Origin of the sequence: Brevibacillus sedimenti, from assembly GCF_020923495.1 — a bacterium.
In the GTDB taxonomy this organism is placed as follows: Bacteria; Bacillota; Bacilli; order Brevibacillales; family Brevibacillaceae; genus Brevibacillus; species Brevibacillus aydinogluensis.
On sequence record NZ_CP064048.1, the window covers coordinates 2212564 to 2228750 of the forward strand.

Here is a 16187-nt window from a genome sequence, read left to right on the forward strand (position 1 = left end):
CTTGTCAATAAGAGGGGCGTGGGCAAAAGATGGGTCAGGAGATGGACAGAGAAGCGCTGCGGGAGGCGGCCCGCCGGCTGTCTCTCGCAGAAAAAGAGGAAAAACTGCGCGGGCTGCTGCGCGATATGGGGCGCGTGCTGATCGCGTTTTCCGGAGGCGTTGACAGCACCTTTTTGCTGGCATGCGCCGTCCAGGAACTGGGCGATGAGGCGATCGCCGTGACCGCGGCGTCGGAGACGTTCCCGACGCGGGAGTTTGAAGCGGCCAGGCAGTTGGCCAAACGCCTGGGTGCCCGTTTTGTGACCACCGAGATCCGCGAAATGGAAAATCCGCAGTTCGTCGCCAATCCGGTCAACCGCTGTTTTTACTGCAAAGACGGATTGTACGAGCATCTCGGCCGATTGGCGGAAGAAAATCAATGGAATGCCGTCATCTGCGACGGGGCCAATATGGATGACCTGGGCGACTATCGTCCCGGACGATTGGCCGCCGTCCAGCGCGGTGTCCGCAGCCCGCTGCAGGAAGCCGGCTTGTTCAAGGAGGAGATACGCCAATTGTCCCGGGCCATGGGGCTGCCCACCTGGAACAAGCCGTCGTTTGCCTGCCTGTCGTCGCGCATCCCGTACGGCTCGCCAATCACCCTGGAAAAGATCGACCAGATTGACAGAGCAGAGGGGTATCTGATAAGTCTCGGCTTTCATCAGGTGCGCGTGCGCCATCACGATGCAATCGCCCGCATTGAGGTAGACCCAGCCGACTTTCCGCGTCTGCTGGAGCATAGCGACGAGATTTCCCGGACGCTGCGGCAGATTGGTTTTCAGTATGTCACCCTGGATTTGTCCGGCTACCAGACGGGCAGCATGAACGCCGTTCTGGACAAGGATGTGAAAGCGGCGCATGGTTGATGTAGCGGCGATTTTGCGTCAGGTGCAGGCAGGAAGATTGAGCGTGGAAGAGGCGGAAGAGCTGCTTGCGGGCACGAGCCGTCTGGAGTACGCCACGCTTGATCTCGACCGGGCGCGGCGAACCGGTTTTCCCGAAGTGGTGTACGCGGCCGGCAAAACAGCGGAACAGTTGGTCGGGATTTTCAGCAGGCTGCGGGAACATCAAACAATCGTGCTGGCCACGCGGGTGACGGCCGAGCAGGCGGAGGCCGTGCTGACGCGGTGGCCCGACGTGCAGTATGTGAGAGAAGCGGGACTGTTGATCGGCACCAGCAGCCCGCTTACGCCTGTGCGGGACGGATACGTGGCGGTGGTGACCGCCGGCACGTCCGACTGGCCGGTCGCTCAGGAGGCGGCCTGGACGGTGCGCTGTTTTGGCAGCGAAGCGAGAGTGATCGCCGATGTGGGGGTGGCCGGCATCAACCGGCTGTTCCAGCGCTTGGATGAGATCAGGGAGGCGGCGGTGATCATCTGCATCGCCGGCATGGAAGGAGCGCTGGCCAGCGTTATTGCCGGACTGGTGGACAAGCCGGTCATCGCCGTGCCCACCAGCGTCGGGTACGGTGCTCACTTCAACGGCCTGGCCCCGCTGCTGTCGATGCTCAACTCTTGCGCCAACGGCGTGGCTGTGGTAAACATCGACAACGGATTTGGCGCAGGCTACCTGGCCGGCATGATTCACCGGCAGATCGCCGCTGCCTCGCTGCAACCGTAATAAAAAGAGCCAACCCGACAAGGGGTTGGCTCTTCGCTCACGGACGTGAAATTAGGTTTCCTGTTTGTTGCCGGCGTCGCCGTTGCGCAGGTCCATATGCGTCTTGATCGGGATGAACAGGTCAATGATCCCGATCACCAGCGCGGCGAGCAGGGCACCCAGGATGGTCACCCGGAACCCGGAGACGACAAACTGAGTCAGCCAGATTACCACGGCGCTCACCAGAAAACCGACAATCCCGCGATTGTACGGGGAGATCCGGTCGCCGAACATCAATTCAATAAGCCAACCAATTACGGCGATGACCACCGCGGCCATTAGTGCGGGCCAAAAACCGTTTACAGAAAAGCCGGGAACGAGAAACCCGACGAACATAAGCACGACTGCCGCGACCACGAAACGAATGACATGGCGCAAAATCGTCATGAAGAATCCTCCTTTGGAGTTTGTTTCACTACTCATTCTGGCTTGTTTTTCGACAAAATATGCCGCACCGGGTGTGTAAATTTATGCTTGCGGCGGACTGCATGTTATAATGGGGAATGTTAGCGTTGACCACGTTAAGGAGGCACCATTTTGGAACAACGGGTGTTAAAAACCTTGGAATACGACAAGATCGTCGCCCTCCTGATGGAGAAAGCGACATCTGCATACGGCAAAGAAAAAGCATCCGCCTTGACGCCCTTTGTCCGCTTGGACGAAGTGCAGACGGCCCAACAGGGAACGGCAGAGGCGGCAACCGTGCTGCGGTTGAAGGGAAGCGTGCCGTTGGGCGGCATCCGCGATATCCGCGCCGCCGTGCAGCGTGCCCGGCTGAATGCAATGCTGGCGCCCAGGGAACTGTTGGATATCGCCGACACCGTAATGGCGGGACGTCGGCTGCGCAATTTTTTGCTTGACCTGTGCGAGGAGCAGGAACTGCCGCTGCTGCGCTTTCAGGCCGAGCGGATTGAGGGGCTGCGCGAGCTGGAGGCGGAAATTCGCCGCTGTGTGGACGAAAACGGCGACATCCTGGACAGCGCCAGCGCGGAACTGCGTCAGGTGCGGCAGGAGATTCGCCAACTGGAGGCGCGCATCCGGGAAAAGCTGGATCAGATGACACGGTCTTCGGCGTACCAGAAAATGCTGATGGACAGCATCGTGACCATTCGCGGCGACCGTTTTGTCATTCCCGTCAAGCAGGAGTACCGTCACGTCTTCGGCGGGATCGTGCACGACCAGTCGGCGTCGGGCGCAACGTTGTTCATCGAGCCGGAAGTAGTCGTGTCGATGAACAACAAGCTGCGCGAACTGCGTCTGCGCGAAGAAAAGGAAGTGGAGCGGATCCTGTTCGTCCTGACGGAGATGGTATCCGGCGCGGTGGAAGCGCTGAAGGAAAATGTCGACGCGCTGGCGGAGCTGGATTTCATGTTCGCCAAGGCTCAGTTGGCCGCCAGCATGAAAGCTGTCTGTCCGCGGCTGAACGACCGGGGCTACCTGCGGCTGAAAAAGGCGCGTCATCCGCTGATCCCGCATGACAAGGTCGTGCCGGTGGACGTGGAGCTGGGGGGCAGCTACCGGGCAATCGTGGTGACTGGCCCCAACACCGGGGGAAAAACCGTTTCGCTGAAGACGATCGGGTTGCTTTCGTTGATGGCGATGGCCGGTCTGCACATCCCGGCAGAGGAAGAGAGTGAAGCAGCCGTCTTTTCCTCCGTGTTTGCCGATATCGGCGACGAGCAGTCCATCGAGCAAAACCTGTCCACCTTCTCCAGCCACCTCACCAATATCATTCACATCCTCGGTGCGATGGATGAGAACAGCCTCGTGCTGTTTGACGAATTGGGAGCGGGAACCGACCCCACCGAAGGGGCGGCGCTGGCAATGGCGATCATCGACGACGTGATCAGGCGCGGGGCCCGGCTGGTTGCCACGACCCACTACAGCGAGCTGAAAGCCTACGCCTACGACCGGCCGGAGGTCATCAATGCCAGCGTGGAGTTTGACGTGGAAACGCTCCGCCCGACCTACCGTCTGCTGATTGGCGTCCCCGGCCGTTCCAATGCGTTCGCCATCGCCAAGCGGCTGGGACTGCCCGAGGAGATTATTGAAAAGGCGCGCGCTTCGATCAGTGAGGAAGACAATCAGGTGGAGAGCATGATTGCCTCGCTGGAGCGAAACCGCAGGACGGCGGAAGAAGAGCGGCAGACGGCCGAGGCGCTGCGGCGCGAAGCGGAAGCGCTGCGAGCGCAGCTTGAAGAAGAGCGGACCCGCTTCGCCGAAGAGAAAAACAAGCTGCTGGAACGGGCAGAAGAAGAAGCGCGGATCGCTGTGCAGCTTGCCAAGGAAGAGGCGGACGCGGTCATTCGCGAGCTCAGGCGCATGATGGCGGAAGGCGCGGAAATCAAGGAACATCGGCTGATTGAGGCCAAGAAGCGCCTGGGTGACGCTGTGCTGGAGCTGGAGAAGGAAAAGGTGAAAAAGCCGGCCAAAGCCGTGCGCGCCACCCAGGTCAAGCCGGGTGACGAAGTAATGGTGACCAGCTTCGGCCAAAAGGGAACCGTCCTGGAAAAAGCAGGCGATGACGAATTCCTGGTCCAGATCGGCATCATGAAGATGAAGGTAAAGCGAAACGACATGCACGTGGTGAAGCCTTCCAAACAGGAGCAGACCATCGCCGCATACACGTCGGTCAAACGGGCCAAAAACACGGTCAAGATGGAGTTGGACCTGCGCGGCTACAACGTGGAAGAAGGCATCAGGGAGATCGACCGGTACCTGGACGAGGCGCTGTTGGCCGGCCTGCATTCCGTCTCGATTATTCACGGCCACGGCACCGGCGTGCTCCGCAAAGGCGTTCACGAGTATCTGCGCCAGCACCGGAACGTCAAGTCGTTTCGGTTGGGCGGCCAGGGTGAAGGCGGCGTGGGCGCCACTATCGTCGAGCTCAAGTAGGAGAGCGGGAGGTGCCGCATGGAACACTTGCTTCACAACAAATACTTTGCCGCCGTTGCATACTTTACTGTCACCGGATTGGCGATGATCGTGTTTTTATTCGTGTTTGAACTGGTCACGCGCTACCGTGTGTGGCAGGAGCTGAAGCGGGGAAACGTCTCCGTCGCGATGGCAACGGGCGGAAAAATCTTTGGCATTGCCAACATTTTTCGCTACTCCATCCAGCATCACGACTCAATCGGACAGGCGTTGATCTGGGGAACGCTGGGATTTTTCCTGCTGCTGTCCAGCTATTTCATCTTTGAATTCATGACGCCCAGCTATAAAATTGATGAGGAAATCGCCGCGGACAACCGGGCGATCGGCTTTATTGCCATGGTGCTGTCGGTCGGGTTTTCCTACGTGATCGGGGCCAGCCTGATCAGGTGAACAGAGCAGGCTCCCTGCCGGACGAAGCCGGGGCAGTGAAGGGCGGCACGCTCATCATCGCCCGGGGGCATGCGGTAATGGGACCGGTGGTCTGACAGCGTACCGGTAGTCCGCCAGCGTATGTGAAGTTAAAGGATATGGGGGATGCAGGATGAGCCAGACGGATGTTGTTGTCGTGACGGTGCTGCACGATGGGGAAAGCAAGCAGCTGTTCCTGAAGCAGGGAGCGAACCTGCTCATGGCGCTGGTTGAGGCAGGGCTGCCGATTGACTTTTTCTGCACGACGGGAAAATGTACCACCTGTCGTCTCCGCATGGACATTCCGGTCGGCTCGGCTGCACCCCCTTCTTCCACGGAGCGGTACCGCCTGGGAGAGGCGGCGGTGGCGGCAGGGATGCGGTTGAGCTGTCAGGTGTACGTGACCGGTCCTTTGACCGTTTATTTGGATGCGTCCGCCCCTGCCCGGCCGTGAACGTTCGTTGAACCATTGCCCATTGAGGAGTATAATAAGGCTTTGGCATACGGTGCCACTGCATGAGGAGGCTTCACCTTGGAAACCTTGTACAAGGTCCTCATCGTCTTATGTGTAGTGTTTCTTGCGGCAGGAGTATGGTACCTGTCGAATTGACGCAAAAAGGCCACGCTGACCGCGCGGACCTTTACCAGATAATGGGAAAGAGGAGATCTGCAATGACTCAGCCTGTACGCGTTGCTGTTGTCGGATTAGGATTCGTCGGATTGCCGCTGGCACTCACGTACGCCATGAAAGGAGCCCGCGTGGTCGGTGTGGACGTCATGCCGAACGTCGTCGAGGAGATCAACGCCGGCATCTCCCACCATCTTGAATCCTATCAAGGCAAGACGCTGCCGGAAATCCTGCGCGAGCAAATCGCTGGGGGCCGCTTCCGGGCGACGACATCCTACGAAGAAGCAGCAGCGGAAGTGAACAACTACATCGTGACGGTCGGTCTGCCTGTCCACAACGGGGACCCGGACCTGAGACCGCTGAAAAGCTGTGCCCACACCTTGGGACGCGTGCTGAAAAAGGGAGACATGGTGATGATTCGCAGCACCGTGATTCCCGGCACGACGGAAGAAGTGATTCTGCCGATCCTGGAGGAAGCCAGCGGGTTGAAGGCGGGCAGCGACTTTTACCTGACCTACTGCTCCGAGCGAATTGCCGAAGGGCGGGCGTTTGAAGAGTTCATCCACATGCCGCTCGTGCTCGGCGGTATTGACGCGGAGAGCGCCGCCAAAGGCAAGGAACTGCTCTCCTTCATCAGTGAAACGGAGATCATCGTCTCCGACATTCGCGTGATTGAGACCGCCAAAGTGATCGAAAACATCCAGCGCGACGTGAACATCGCGATGGTGCAGGAATTTGCCCGTTTCGCCGAGGCATTCGGGATCGATACCTTTGAGCTGATCAAAGTGGCAAACACCCACAAGCGCGTCAACCTGTTGACTCCGGGGCCGGGTGTAGGCGGCTTCTGTCTGCCCAACGCGCTGTACTACCTGCAGCCCAAGGCCAAGGAGCTGGGCGTCTCGCTGCCCTTGCTGCAGTTGGCCCGCAACACGAATGACGGCGTGCCGGCCGTCCTGGTCGGGATGCTGGAACAGGCCCTGCGGCAAAAAGGCAAGACGCTGGCAGGCAGCCGCGTCGCCGTGCTGGGTCTGGCGATGAAGGACTTCTCCAACGACGACCGGGTGAGCCCGGTACACGACCTGATCGCGCTGCTGCAGGCCAAAGGCGCGGAGGTACGCTCCTACGACCCGGCAGTGCCCAGCCGCTACGGGCACAAGACGGACAGCCTGGAAGAGGCGCTGCGCGGCGCGGACGCGCTGTTGTTGACCGCCGTTCAGAAGGAGTTTGCCGAATTGGATTGGCAGCACGCCGCCGAACTGATGGCGCCGACGCCGATCCTGTTTGACACGAAAAACCGCATTCCGCGCACACTGGACACGGACAGCCGGCTGACCGTGGTGCGCATCTGACGAACGACAAAGTCCCCAAACCTGGGGACTTTTGTTTTGGGCTGGCGATCCTTAGTGAAGGAGGCTCCCGGGACGTGTTTGGTCCGGGAGCCTTCTTGCTGTAGTGAACCGCATGATCACGCGGGTTTCGCGTCAGTAAATTTAATGAACAAAATGAGGATTATGCGGCTTATATCGTTTATTTCCGTTTTCTATTCTCGTCAAAATATTGTTGTTATAATGAAAACACTTTCTTGAAAGCGCATTCTTTTTGGGGGGAAACAAACATGCTGTCTTTGCTCGGCTTCCTGATGATGGCCGTCTTCCTGTACCTGATCATGACAAAGCGCTTGTCCGCGCTCGTTGCCCTGATCGTCGTGCCCATATTCTTTGCCCTGATCGGAGGATTCGGGGCGGAGATGGGAGCGATGATGCTGGAGGGCATTGCCAAGATCGCTCCCACGGGGATCATGCTGCTGTTTGCCATCCTGTACTTCGGGATCATGATGGATGCGGGTCTGTTTGATCCTTTGATCGCGAAAATTCTGAAACTGGCCAAAGGAGACCCGCTGAAGATTGTAGTGGGTACCGCCGTCCTGTCGATGCTGGTGGCACTGGACGGTGACGGGACCACGACCTACATGATTACGGTATCCGCGATGCTGCCGCTGTACAAACGGTTGGGCATGAACCCGCTGATTCTGGCGGTCACGCCCATGCTCTCGATGGGGGTCATGAACATGACGCCGTGGGGCGGACCGACGGCACGGGCGATGAGCGTGCTGCACCTGGATGCGTCGGAACTGTTTACGCCGCTCATTCCCACGATGGTCGGCGGGCTGATCTGGGTGATCGCGGTGGCCTGTATACTGGGCATGCGGGAACGCAAGCGTTTGGGCGTGGCGGAGATTCAGTACACCGCTGACGAACGGATGGCGATGTCCGAACAGGCGGCGGCCGCTGACCAGCTCAATCGTCCAAAACGGCTGTGGATCAACCTGCTGCTGACCTGCGCCCTGATGACCGGCCTGGTGATGAACTGGATGCCGCTTCCGGTCCTGTTCATGATCGCGACCGCAGCCGCTCTTCTGATCAACTACCCCAACCTGCAGGAGCAGAAGGAACGGATCACCGCCCATGCCGGAAATGCGCTGACCGTCGTTTCCATGGTCTTTGCCGCCGGAATTTTTACCGGCATCCTGACCGGCACCAAGATGGTGGATGCAATGTCCAACACGCTGGTTTCCCTGATTCCCGAGTCGCTGGGAACACACATGCCGATTTTGGTGGCAATTACCAGTCTGCCCTTTACCTATTTCATGTCAAACGATGCCTACTACTTCGGCGTGGTGCCGATCCTGGCCGAAGCGGCAGCCAGCTATGGCGTCGATCCTGTAGAGATCGGCCGGGCCTCCATCCTGGGCCAGCCGCTGCACGTCTTGAGCCCGCTGTATGCCGCCCAGTATCTGCTCCTCGGAATGGTGGGGGTCGATTACGGAGAAAATCACCGGTTTATCCTGAAGTGGGCCTGCGGCACATCGCTTGTGATGATAGTGACCGCTGTTCTTACGGGAGTGATGTCGTTCTAGCTCATCCCTTGGGGAAAACAGAATCGCACGAACGGATAGAGGCCCCCTTGGCCTCTATTTTCACTGTTTTTGCGGCTGAGATTGCGCCGGAATCTGCTACACTGAGGGGAGAGGTGGTTTCGTGCGGTTTCAAAGCAAACTGATCCTGGTGATCTGCACGCTGCTGTTGTGCGTGATCGCGATCCTGGGATGTTCCTATGAGTACATGCTGGCGAACGCGCTGAAAAAGGAGATCGGCACACGCGCCCTCCATGTCGCGGAAACCGTCGCAGCGATGCCGGAGATCAAACGGGCTTTTTCCGACTCTGATCCGTCCAGGACGATCGCCCCGTTGGCGGAGAAAGTTCGCCGGGAAACCCATGCCGATTTTGTGACAGTGGGAAACCGGGAAGGAATTCGCTACTCTCACCCCATCCCGGAGCGGATCGGACAGAAAATGCAGGGCGGCGACAATCAGCCCGTCTTTGCAGGCCAGTCGATCGTTTCGGAGACGACCGGTTCCCTGGGGCCCGCTCTGCGAGGCAAGGCGCCCATTTTCAACGAGGCAGGACAGGTCATCGGGGTAGTCTCGGTCGGATTTTTGCTGGAAGATGTTCAAAAAACCATCCATTCCTATCGGGATAAGATCGTTGCGATCGGGTTGATTGCCCTCGCGTTGGGCGTGATCGGCACCTTTTGGATCGCCCGCAGCGTGAAACAGGCGATTTTCGGCCTGGAGCCGTCCCAGATCGGTCAGCTCTACCAGGAGAAGCAGGCCATCCTGGAATCCATCCGGGAAGGGATCGTGGCTGTCAACGCAAACGGGACGATTACCATGGCGAACCAGACGGCGCTGCAGCTGTTGGGATTGGACAGCTCGAAGGAAATCACGGGCAAACCGGCGGACGAGATTCTGGACAGCTTCCGGCTGCTGGAAGTCCTGAAGGCAGGCCGGGCGGTCGTCGACCAGGAGACCTGGATAGCCGGTCATGTGTTGGTCGTCAACTGCGTGCCCATTTTGGACACGCACGACCAGATTGTCGGCGCTGTGGCCAGTTTTCGCGACAAATCAGAACTGTACCGGGTTATCGAAGAGCTGTCCCGCGTCAAGGAATACGCGGAAGCGCTCCGTGCGCAAACCCATGAGTATTCCAACAAGCTATACCTGATTTCCGGCCTGATCCAGTTGGAGTCGTACCGGGAAGCGATTGAGTTTATTACCCGGGAAACCGATGTCCATGTGAATCACACCCGGTTTATCATGCGGGAGATCCCGGACCCGATCATCGGCGGTCTGCTGCTCGGCAAGCTGAATCGGGCCAACGAACTGAAGGTGAAGCTGGAGATTGACCGGGAAAGCAGCTTCCACGACATTCCGGCGTGGATTGACCGCCACCATCTGATTACCATCATGGGAAACCTTGTCGATAACGCCCTGGAGGCGGTTTTGGCACCGGGGGCTTTCGCCAGGGAAGTCAACGTCTTTCTGACCGACATCGGGGAAGTGCTGCTGTTCGAGGTGGAAGACCGGGGACCGGGCATTCCCGACGAACACGCAGACCGCTTGTTCGAATTGGGGTTTTCCACAAAAGCGCAGAAAAATCACGGATTTGGCCTCGCCCTGGTCAAACAGGCTGTCGAGCAGTTGAACGGACACGTCAGTCACACGCCCAATCCGGACGGGGGAACGATTTTTACCGTCGTCATTCCAAAAGAAGCCGACACAGCAAAGAGGGTGAAGGGAACGCCATGAAAGCGAGGAGTGATGAGCCCATGATTCAGGTGTTGATCATCGAGGACGACGTGCGGATTGCCGAAGTGAACCGGCGCTTCGTGGAAAAGGTGAGCGGGTATCAGGTCATCGGCATTGCCACGAACCAGCAGGAGGCCGTGGACCAACTGGACATTCTCCAGCCCGATCTGGTGCTGTTGGACATCTACTTTCCCGACATGAACGGTTTGGACTTTTTGTCGGTCATCAAGGAGCGGCGTTCGGAGACGGATGTGATCATGCTGACCGCCTCCAAGGAAGTGGACACGGTGGTGGAGGCGATCCGCTGCGGCGTGTTTGATTTCATCACAAAGCCGTTGATTTTCGAGCGCTTGCAGCAAACGCTTGCCAACTACCGGGAGTTCCGGCAGAGGGTGCGCGCCTTGAAAACAGAGCGGGGGCACATCAATCAGGAAGAAATTGACGAGCTCATACGCGCGGCGGGACCCAACGGCGGAAGGGATAGCGGTCTGGTCAAGGGAATCGACAGGATCACGCTGGAGAAAGTGGCTGCCTGTCTCAGCGAGGCGGGGGAAGTCACCACCGAACAGGTGCGAAGGGCAACGGGGACGAGCCGTTCGACGGCACGCCGCTACCTGGAATACCTGGTCGTCACTGGGGAGGCGGTCGCAGACCTCTCCTACGGGGCGGTGGGACGGCCGGAGAGGGTCTACAAAAGCGTGAAAAAGGCGAAAGGAATGGCGGAACGATGATCGCGCTGCGGCCGGTTCTCACCATCCTGATCGCGGCGGCAGGTGGCGCCGTTTTCACCCTGCTTCGTCTGCCGCTGCCCTGGCTGCTGGGACCGCTGGCAGCAACAGTCGTTTCGGTCATGCTGGGGTGTGACAGACTGTGGCTGCCTTCCTGGTTTCGCCGGATCGGCCTCTTGATCGTCGGCGTCGCGCTGGGCATGCGGATAACCCGGGACATTTGGGGGACCATGGCAGATCACATCGGGATGATGCTGGCAGCCACGCTCGTGACGATCCTGTTCGGCCTGATGCAGGCCTGGGCGATCCACAAACTGTACCAGGTGGACGCGATCACGTCCATTTTCAGCAACATCCCCGGCGGGCTCTCGGAAATGTCCACGATCGGCAGGGAGCAGGGCGGTAACCTGCAGATTATTTCCCTGTTCCACTCCATTCGCATCGTCACGGTTGTGTTCGTGACGCCGTTCGTCGTGATGACGCTGTCCCACAAGGCCAACCTGCTGCCGGTACAACCCGCAAGTCAGACGGTCGGCTGGATGCAGGCGGCGGTGTTTTTGGCCGCCGGAGCGCTGGGAGCGGTGGCAGCCGCCCGTTTGAAGTTCCCGGCGCCGTATTTCCTGGGTCCGCTTTTGACGGCGTCATTGGTGTCCTTTGCGCTTTCGATGACAGGCGGCACTGCCGGTGCGGGCACGCCGGCCCTGTCCGGCCTCGTCGTGAAAGGCGCCCAGCTTTTGATCGGGGCGGGGATCGGCATTGAATTCAGGCGGGAGGAGATTCGCACCTACCGCAGGCTGCTGGTGCCTTCGCTGGCCGCGTCTTTGCTGCTGACCACCCTGACGTTCGCGCTGGCCTTCCTGCTGTCGTATGCCACGAGCATCGACCTGCTTACCGGCATGCTGGCGACAGCGGCCGGCGGCGCAGCAGAAATGAGTCTGACTGCCCTGGCGATCGGTGCCGACCCGCTGCTGGTGACGGCCTTTCAGCTCTTTCGCGTATTGTTTATCGTCACCGTCTTCTCGTTTTCCATCCGCTGGTTTCTGAAACGGCGCGGATTGTGTGAAACGGCAAACAGGCAGGCGCGCTGAGGAAGCGTGCCCGCCTTGCTGTTGGGGGAATAGGGCAGCGGCCTTTAGAAAAATTCCGCGGTTCCCGCCAGATTGATCATCGCCCGCATGGTTTTGTACAGGTCGTGCTGATCGGCGGCAGTGTAATATACCGTGCAGCTTTCCATTTCGTACCGGGTGCCGGGAACGATCGCGGCCATCTCTGCCTGACCGGCATGGGTGAACTCGATGGCCAGTTCCAGCGGTGTCGTGACGGTGAGCGGCGCAATCTGCTCGACTTTAGACAGGGCCAGCCTGGTCTGCCGCTTCAGTTCGGCAGTCGCCTCCTCGCGGGACAGGCAAAGGGCGGCTGTGCGGGATACCGCCTGTTTGACCACGGCGGTACAGATGTCGGGGATGAGCGCCTTCGCCTCTTCCGCGATCAGGTTGTCCCCCGACACGAGACAGACAGGCACGCCGTACAAGCCGGCGTAGACGGCGTTGAAGCCGAATTCTCCCACCACCATGCCGTTGATGTACATGTTGCGAACACAGCCTGACATCGTGTGGCTGAGGACGCCGGGTACCCCCTGCCGCGTGTGATAGCCGATGAAGAAGGCGGCGTCATAGCTATCGTCCAACCCCTGCATCATCGAAAAGTTGCGGGGGGAGCCGGCCAACAGTCTCGCCTGGGGATGCAGCGACTCCCACAGGATGTTGTTCATGGTATTGTGGCTGTCCGCCACCACGATTTCCGTTGCGCCCCACTCCAGAGCGGCTTCGATGACAGCATTGGCGTCGTCCGTCATGAACTGGCGGCCGCGCTGGTAGTTGACTCCGGCGTTCGGATTGATGTAGCTGGTGTCGACAATGCCGGAGATGCCTTCCATGTCGACGGAGAGAAACAGTTTCATCGGGCCCATCCTTTCTCGCATGATTCCGAATTATTTCACTTCTATGAAAGCAGATTGTCTTGCCAAAGGCAACAAAGTATGCCAGCAGACCTCCGAGTCTTCGAGACGAGAGGAGATTCTTTTGATAGAGTCAATTCAGCAAGTCCCGGTAATAAGTATAACAAACGCCCGAACGTCTGCATTCGGGCGTTTGTTGCCGTGTTTCCAGTTTCTTTACACCAGCCGCTGGTACAGCGCCAGGGTGCATTCCGCCATGCGCTCGATGGTAAAGGTGTCTTCTGCCGTTCGCAGGGCGTTTTCGACGAGTGTTTCGCGCAGCTCGGGCGATTGATGCAGCTCCTGCATGGCCCGGCTCAGCCGCTCGACGTCGCCCGGTTCCACCGTCAGACCGGTTACCCTGTCCTTGACAAACTCCTTGACGCCCCCGACGTTGCTGGCGATGACCGGCACTTCCGAGGCCATCGCTTCGATGAGCGTGTAACCCAGTCCCTCGTAGAGAGAAGAGTGGACAAACGCGTCACAAGCATGCAGGCAGGCGGGGATGTCCTGGCGGAAACCGGCGAACCGGACCTTGTCCTCCAGGCGGTGTTCGCGCACCTTCGTTTCCAGCAGCGCTCGCTCCGGACCGTCCCCCACCATGACGAGGCGGACGTCCTCTGTGCCGGGATTCCGCGTCAGCTGGGCAAACGCGTCGATCAGGTGTGGAAGCCCTTTTACCGGGACGAACCGGGCGACTGTGGAGAACAAAAACGCCTCTTCGGGGATGTTCCACTCCGCGCGCAGCCGCTTCCGGTCCTCGACGCGCCGATGCGTCTGCCGGTAGGGGGCCAGGTCCATGCCGTTGTAGATGATGCTGATGCGGTCTTTAGGCACTCCCTCTTGCCGCAAAATGTCTGCAAGTGCGCCGCTGATTGCCACAAAGTGTCGGTTCCATCGGCGGGTGGACCGTTCCATCATCGTGACGGCGGCGTACGCCAGTGGATGGACGTAGTCGTAGCGGAGGTGGCTGTGTACGGTCGTGACCAGTACAGGGCCGGTTCCGCGCACGGCCAACCGGGAAAAAAAGTTTGCTTTTACGCCGTGGGTATGTACAATGTCCGGTTGATAGCGGCGAAACGTGTCGCGCAGCGCCTGCAGCAGGCGCACGTCGAAGCGGCCGAACCTGTCCAGCGGGATGACGGAGACGCCGGCCTTGCGCAGCTCGTCGGCGAACAGGGAGTTGTAAAAGCAAACGACCGCCACGTCCACTGCTTCCTGCGGCAGGGAGGTGACCAGGTTGAGAATATGCTGTTCCGCTCCGCCAAATTCCCCCCCGCCAATGACGTGGAGGACTCGTAATTTGCTCATGACAATCCACCCAAACCTTTATGACAAACCCTCTATCGAAAGCATTCACATCAGTCCGTTCTTCGGTAGAGGTAGATTTCTGCCGGATCAGCCAGCAGCACCGGGAAGTTACCTGCATGCTGATCCTGTAAGAAAACCCACCCGGCCATAGCATACGCTTCCCCCACTCAATGGTTGACGCTGTGTCGAGCAGGGTCCCTTGCTTCGCCGGGCGGGGCTCTCCAACCAATCGTGCAACACTGCCGTCGCGACGTGAAAGATCATCTCTTCCTGATTTGAAAACAAAGCCATTCTCACTATAGCAGATGACTGGTGGATTCGCAATAAGACTGGACTTGTGGTATCTTGGTGAAGGAGCATTACGAGAATGGACAAAAACGAGGAAGGTATCCCAATGAAGACCCGCAGTGTATTGATCATCTGTTACATATTCCCGCCGATCGGCGGAGGAGGCGTGCCGCGGCCGTTAAAAATGGCCAAATACCTGGGCGAGTTTGGGTGGAAGGTGCACGTACTGACTGTTGACCCTGTCTACCACGCTACATTGGACCCGTCCCTTTTAGCGCAGGTGCCGGCCGACGTGACGATACACCGCGCCAAGGAGTGGCCCTTGCTGCCGCGACGGGGCGGGGGTGCTGCCCCTGCTGCCGGAGGAGAGGCTGCTTTGGCCCGACGTTCCCTGACAGCGACGCTCAAGCAGCAGGCGGTCGGTTTGTTGAAAAAAGTGAAACCGTACCTGCTGATCCCCGACGACCAGATCCTTTGGCTGCCCAACGCTTTGAAGCTGGGACGGGAGATCATCCGCCGGGAAAAAATCGATGTAATCTTTTCCACCTCCGGCCCCGTGACCAATCACCTCGTCGCCCGCCGACTCGCCCGCGAGTTCGGGGTAAAATGGGTGGCTGATTTCCGCGATCCCTGGACGCAAAACATGCATTCGTCGGGGATCGCCTGGCGGGAGCGGCTGGAGGAGCGCATGGAAGCGGGTGTGATGGCAGAGGCTGACGCCATCACCACGGTGACGGCCACATTTGCCGAGAACTTCCGCAAAAAACACGGCAGCCGCATTCGCCGTCTGGAGCTGATCTACAACGGCTTTGACCAGGCAGATTTCGTCGGCCTCACGCCTGAGTATACCGCGCCCGGCAAGTTTCACGCCGTCTACGCCGGCATTTTGTATCAGAAGCGCAACCCGCGCCTGCTGCTGCGGGCGATCCGTGAGCTGATCGACGCGGGAGAGGTGGAGCGCGAGGACCTGCAGCTCAGTTTTGCCGGCGTGTTTGACTATCCGGGTTATTCGGAAAACCGGGACTGTGTGGAGGCGTTGGGATTGAGCGACGTCGTCCGCGTGCTCGGCAACCTGCCGCACAAACAGGCGCTCGGCCTGATGAAAGGAGCAGATGCGCTTCTGCTGATCGGGGACGTTTCGCCGGACGCCGGAGCGTACATCCCCGGCAAGCTGTACGAGTACATGGGCATTGGCAAGCCGATCCTCGCCCTGAACAAGGCGGGGGAGGCAACGCAGATTATTGAGGCATTCCGCCTGGGCCAAGTGGCCGACCCGGAAGACAAGGAAGCCGTCAAGCAGGCGTTTCTGAAGCTGTACCGCGAGTGGAAGGAGCGGGGAGCGGCCGGCGCGGCGGAACGTGACGACGACTTTGCCGAACGGGTCAAGCCGTACGAACGGCGTGAACAGGCCCGCCAACTGGCTGAATTGATGAACGAACTGGTCGGACAATGAAAATGAGGCATGAACCTCTCAGTGTGTAGACAAAGTCCGTGGCGCATGGGTGATCGGGCTCGCTCGTTCTCTTGACGACCAGCAAAGAAGTGAA

Annotated in this window: 14 protein-coding genes; 11 read left to right on the forward strand and 3 right to left on the reverse strand. The window is 59.2% G+C overall.

The annotated features are described in order from the left end of the window. The first annotated feature begins 29 nt into the window (after positions 1-29). On the forward strand, positions 30-905 hold the full coding sequence (larE, locus tag IRT44_RS10870) for an ATP-dependent sacrificial sulfur transferase LarE (RefSeq protein WP_230076649.1): 876 nt from the start codon (positions 30-32) through the stop codon (positions 903-905). Continuing rightward, positions 898-1659, forward strand: a complete 762-nt coding sequence (larB, locus tag IRT44_RS10875) for a nickel pincer cofactor biosynthesis protein LarB (protein WP_171566642.1) — start codon at positions 898-900, stop codon at positions 1657-1659. The genes larE and larB overlap by 8 nt, the downstream gene beginning before the upstream one ends. 51 nt (positions 1660-1710) lie before the next feature. On the opposite strand, the gene IRT44_RS10880 is transcribed toward larB, so the two are convergent. Next, positions 1711-2085 (reverse strand): phage holin family protein, encoded by a 375-nt coding sequence (locus tag IRT44_RS10880; RefSeq protein ID WP_171566641.1) that lies wholly within the window; start codon positions 2083-2085, stop codon positions 1711-1713. 150 nt (positions 2086-2235) lie between these two features. Here IRT44_RS10880 and IRT44_RS10885 point away from each other — a divergent pair, with 150 nt between their 5' ends. From IRT44_RS10885 to IRT44_RS10920, 8 genes are all read left to right on the forward strand, one after another. Next, positions 2236-4593: an endonuclease MutS2 gene (locus IRT44_RS10885; RefSeq protein ID WP_171566640.1), complete on the forward strand. Its 2358-nt coding sequence runs from the start codon at positions 2236-2238 to the stop codon at positions 4591-4593. An 18-nt stretch (positions 4594-4611) separates the two neighbouring features. Then, positions 4612-5022: a DUF350 domain-containing protein gene (locus IRT44_RS10890; protein WP_230076650.1), complete on the forward strand. Its 411-nt coding sequence runs from the start codon at positions 4612-4614 to the stop codon at positions 5020-5022. A gap of 151 nt (positions 5023-5173) precedes the next feature. After that, positions 5174-5494, forward strand: a complete 321-nt coding sequence (locus IRT44_RS10895; RefSeq protein WP_171566638.1) for a 2Fe-2S iron-sulfur cluster-binding protein — start codon at positions 5174-5176, stop codon at positions 5492-5494. A 218-nt stretch (positions 5495-5712) separates the two neighbouring features. Then, positions 5713-7017, forward strand: coding sequence for a nucleotide sugar dehydrogenase (locus IRT44_RS10900; RefSeq protein WP_212132703.1), 1305 nt, complete (start codon positions 5713-5715; stop codon positions 7015-7017). A 266-nt stretch (positions 7018-7283) separates the two neighbouring features. After that, positions 7284-8585 carry a CitMHS family transporter gene (locus tag IRT44_RS10905; protein ID WP_212132704.1) on the forward strand — a complete coding sequence of 434 codons (1302 nt, stop codon included), beginning with the start codon at positions 7284-7286 and terminating at the stop codon, positions 8583-8585. Between the two features lie 121 nt (positions 8586-8706). After that, entirely contained in the window at positions 8707-10317 is a 1611-nt protein-coding gene (locus IRT44_RS10910) for an ATP-binding protein (protein ID WP_230076651.1), read from the forward strand. Between the two features lie 20 nt (positions 10318-10337). Next, positions 10338-11048: a DUF977 family protein gene (locus IRT44_RS10915; RefSeq protein WP_171566634.1), complete on the forward strand. Its 711-nt coding sequence runs from the start codon at positions 10338-10340 to the stop codon at positions 11046-11048. Beyond that, entirely contained in the window at positions 11045-12133 is a 1089-nt protein-coding gene (locus IRT44_RS10920; protein WP_212132705.1) for an AbrB family transcriptional regulator, read from the forward strand. The genes IRT44_RS10915 and IRT44_RS10920 overlap by 4 nt, the downstream gene beginning before the upstream one ends. A gap of 44 nt (positions 12134-12177) precedes the next feature. On the opposite strand, the gene IRT44_RS10925 is transcribed toward IRT44_RS10920, so the two are convergent. Together IRT44_RS10925 and IRT44_RS10930 are read right to left on the reverse strand one after the other, a co-directional pair. Then, positions 12178-13005: a M55 family metallopeptidase gene (locus IRT44_RS10925; protein ID WP_171566632.1), complete on the reverse strand. Its 828-nt coding sequence runs from the start codon at positions 13003-13005 to the stop codon at positions 12178-12180. A 213-nt stretch (positions 13006-13218) separates the two neighbouring features. Further along, the gene (locus IRT44_RS10930; RefSeq protein ID WP_171566631.1) at positions 13219-14352 is read right to left on the reverse strand and encodes a glycosyltransferase; all 1134 of its coding nucleotides are present in this window, start codon (positions 14350-14352) and stop codon (positions 13219-13221) included. 394 nt (positions 14353-14746) lie between these two features. Here IRT44_RS10930 and IRT44_RS10935 point away from each other — a divergent pair, with 394 nt between their 5' ends. Continuing rightward, a complete protein-coding gene (locus tag IRT44_RS10935) occupies positions 14747-16093 on the forward strand; it encodes a glycosyltransferase family 4 protein (protein WP_230076652.1) in 1347 nt (448 codons plus the stop codon). Positions 16094-16187 lie beyond the last annotated feature (94 nt).

Bases quoted from the DNA above. Each gene is read 5' to 3' on its own strand.
- IRT44_RS10935 (WP_230076652.1), top strand. From the start codon at position 14,747: ATGAAGACCCGCAGTGTATTGATCATCTGTTACATATTCCCGCCGATC.
- IRT44_RS10900 (WP_212132703.1), top strand. From the start codon at position 5,713: ATGACTCAGCCTGTACGCGTTGCTGTTGTCGGATTAGGATTCGTCGGA.
- larE (WP_230076649.1), top strand. From the start codon at position 30: ATGGGTCAGGAGATGGACAGAGAAGCGCTGCGGGAGGCGGCCCGCCGG.
- IRT44_RS10895 (WP_171566638.1), top strand. From the start codon at position 5,174: ATGAGCCAGACGGATGTTGTTGTCGTGACGGTGCTGCACGATGGGGAA.
- IRT44_RS10905 (WP_212132704.1), top strand. From the start codon at position 7,284: ATGCTGTCTTTGCTCGGCTTCCTGATGATGGCCGTCTTCCTGTACCTG.
- IRT44_RS10880 (WP_171566641.1), bottom strand. From the start codon at position 2,085: ATGACGATTTTGCGCCATGTCATTCGTTTCGTGGTCGCGGCAGTCGTG.
- IRT44_RS10930 (WP_171566631.1), bottom strand. From the start codon at position 14,352: ATGAGCAAATTACGAGTCCTCCACGTCATTGGCGGGGGGGAATTTGGC.
- IRT44_RS10920 (WP_212132705.1), top strand. From the start codon at position 11,045: ATGATCGCGCTGCGGCCGGTTCTCACCATCCTGATCGCGGCGGCAGGT.
- IRT44_RS10890 (WP_230076650.1), top strand. From the start codon at position 4,612: ATGGAACACTTGCTTCACAACAAATACTTTGCCGCCGTTGCATACTTT.
- IRT44_RS10915 (WP_171566634.1), top strand. From the start codon at position 10,338: ATGATTCAGGTGTTGATCATCGAGGACGACGTGCGGATTGCCGAAGTG.
- larB (WP_171566642.1), top strand. From the start codon at position 898: ATGGTTGATGTAGCGGCGATTTTGCGTCAGGTGCAGGCAGGAAGATTG.
- IRT44_RS10925 (WP_171566632.1), bottom strand. From the start codon at position 13,005: ATGAAACTGTTTCTCTCCGTCGACATGGAAGGCATCTCCGGCATTGTC.